1 protein-coding gene and 1 pseudogene are annotated in these 2,709 nt (G+C 43.7%); both read left to right on the top strand.

What is annotated here, in order from left to right; all coding sequences use genetic code 11:
- The first annotated feature begins 304 nt into the window (after positions 1-304).
- Positions 305-1,483 carry a mechanosensitive ion channel domain-containing protein gene (locus tag F6K20_RS29245; RefSeq protein WP_008190387.1) on the top strand — a complete coding sequence of 393 codons (1,179 nt, stop codon included), beginning with the start codon at positions 305-307 and terminating at the stop codon, positions 1,481-1,483.
- A gap of 567 nt (positions 1,484-2,050) precedes the next feature.
- A pseudogene (locus F6K20_RS29240) lies at positions 2,051-2,709 on the top strand (mechanosensitive ion channel protein MscS); the annotation flags it as partial.

Here is a 2,709-nt window from a genome sequence, read left to right as displayed (position 1 = left end):
TCGCTATTTCCAGCTTCTTTTACTAGCTAATACTTTTCGGTAAAATCCAGATGTGATTGACCGAATATTTTTCCTACAAACAGATATTAAAAGTTTAAAACTGGCTCCTAGGGTGCTGCGGAAACCGGCAATTGCTCTCAATCCTGTTTGTGGATTACAATCCCAATTGCATACCCAGAACTATTGGGGAAATTCGCGACTTATAGTAAAATAATTTCACCAAGAGACTTGCCATCGACTTGCCATCGACTTGTCATTTAACTAGGCAAAGGTCGATCTATGCTGTTGCATTTTCGTCGAAACTATGGAAAACCTTAAGACTACATTCAACAATACAATCAACGTTATCAAAGAAAGAATCTTTGATACCGACTTCAAGCTCGCCAACATCCCTCTTTCCACGATAGTTCTTGTGGTGCTCATCCTCATGTTCACCCAGATATTGCGAGGCTTGTTCACTGCCATAATCATTAGCAGAATCGAGCGTCTGACTAGCGGTACAGAAAGCACCCTAGACGATGAGTTCCTTAGGATTATTAGGGCACCATTAGGCTGGCTAATTTGGCTGGCTGGACTATGGGTAGTACAGCTAGTTGTGGCAAGCCATCTTACTCCTGAACAGAATCAGAAAATCCCCGAGATTCTGTTTGTGAGCGCTCTGTTCATTGCCACCTATATTCTTTACCGTGCTGCTCCACTACTGGGGGAGCTTCTAGGGGGATTGGCGGCCAACACTGAAACTGAACTCGACGATTTGTTTGTGCCCTACTTCCCAAGGCTTTTTCAGATATCAGCAGTGCTGATTGCCGCTATTAAAGCCAGTGAGATTTTGTTGGGAGCATCTGCTGGTGCACTGATCGGTCTACTGGGTGGTGCAGGTGTCGCCTTAGGTTTGTTATTCAAAGACATTATCTATGACTGGTGTTGTACGGTGATTATCTACGCTGATGGTCTCTATAAACCGGGTGACTATGTAATAGTGGACGGAGTAAGTGGTTTTGTTCAGATAGTCAGTATTGGTCTGAGAAGTACAACACTTCTTATTACTGAGTGGGGTTCTATCAAAAAACTTCCCAATTCTAAAATGATTGCTGGAGTTGTGGAAAATTGGTCCCAGAAGACTGGCAAGACCTTTAAGTGGGGCATAAATTTAACTCTGAAAGTTGATGGAACTTCAGCTGATAAAACTACCAGAATTTGTGAGGCTATTAAAGAAAAAATACCGACTATCGATGGCTTGCACAAGCAGAAAATGAAAGTTTTGTTTTCCCACATTGAAGATAATGCTAGGGTAATTAAAATTATAGTATATGTGATTGATACCAACCTCTACACTGCTGCCCAGCAATCCTTGAATATAGCAATATTAGAAATCCTGGAGAAAGAGGAGATTGATCATCTGCATATTGAGCTGGAAAAGCAACTTGAAGACTACAAACAGATGAAGGGAAATTTAGTTAGTGAGGTGATATCTAAATCCTAGCAATCCTTTGAACAAGGGATGCAGCGCTCGTTCCCTTCGAAGCTGCATCGCTTTTAGGCGCGACAATCGCGCGAATTTAATTCTTAATGGTAAGAGCGCACCTTTCAAATTAGGCAAAAATTCGGCGTTGCTGATTCTCAGTATGGTTTCGCCCCCCTAGCCCCCAAGCGAGGGATTGCTCGCTTGGGGGGAAAAACTCTCAAAGTCCCCCAGAATTGGGGGACCAACGGGGGCTTTAATAAAACTAGATGATCGCGCATTCATTCCTTAATTCAGCAACGCCAAAAATTCTAATAAAATTCCTGCGCCCAGGCCGGACACTCCCCGCCCCCCTTCTTTTTTAGAAATATCAGATACACCCCAGATAGTAAACCTTTGAAACTGGCTCCTAGGGTGCTGCGCAGACGGGCAATTGCTCTAAATCATGTTTATTGCATACCTAGCACGCCTAGCACTATTGGGTAAATTCCCCACTTATAGTAAAATCATTCCACCAAGAGACTTGCCATCGACTTGCCATTTAGCTAGGCACAGGTCGATCTCTGCTGTTGTCTTTTCGTCGAAACTATGGAAAACCTTAAAAGTACATTCAACACGACAATCAACCTAATCAAAGCAAGGATCTTTGATACCGACTTCAAGCTCGCCAACATTCCTGTTTCCACGATAGTGATTGTGGTGCTCATCCTCCTCGTCACCCAGATATTGCGAGGCTTGTTCACTTCAATAATCATTGACAGACTCGAGCGTCTGACTAGCCGTACAAAAACCACCCTAGACTATGAGTTAATTAGGATTCTTAAGCAACCATTAGGCTGGCTAATTTGGATCGGTGGACTATGGGTAGTACATCTAGTTGTGGCCACCCATCTTACTCCTGAACAGAATCAGAAAATCCCCGAGATTCTGTTTGTGAGCGCTCTGTTCATTGCTACCTATATTCTTTACCGTGCTGCGCCACTACTGGGGGAGCTTCTAGCCGGATTGGCGGCCAACACTGAAACTGAACTTGACGATTTGTTTGTGCCCTACTTCCCAAGGCTTTTTCAGATATCAGCAGTGCTGATTGCCGCTATTAAAGCCAGTGAGATTTTGTTGGGAGCATCTGCTGGTGCACTGATCGGTCTACTGGGTGGTGCAGGTGTCGCCTTAGGTTTGTTATTCAAAGACATTATCTATGACTGGTGTTGTACGGTGATTATCTACGCTGATGGTCTCTATAAACC

The organism is Moorena sp. SIO2C4 (assembly GCF_010672485.1).
GTDB lineage: Bacteria > Cyanobacteriota > Cyanobacteriia > Cyanobacteriales > Coleofasciculaceae > Moorena > Moorena producens.
This window is presented reverse-complemented; position numbering and strand designations above follow the sequence as displayed.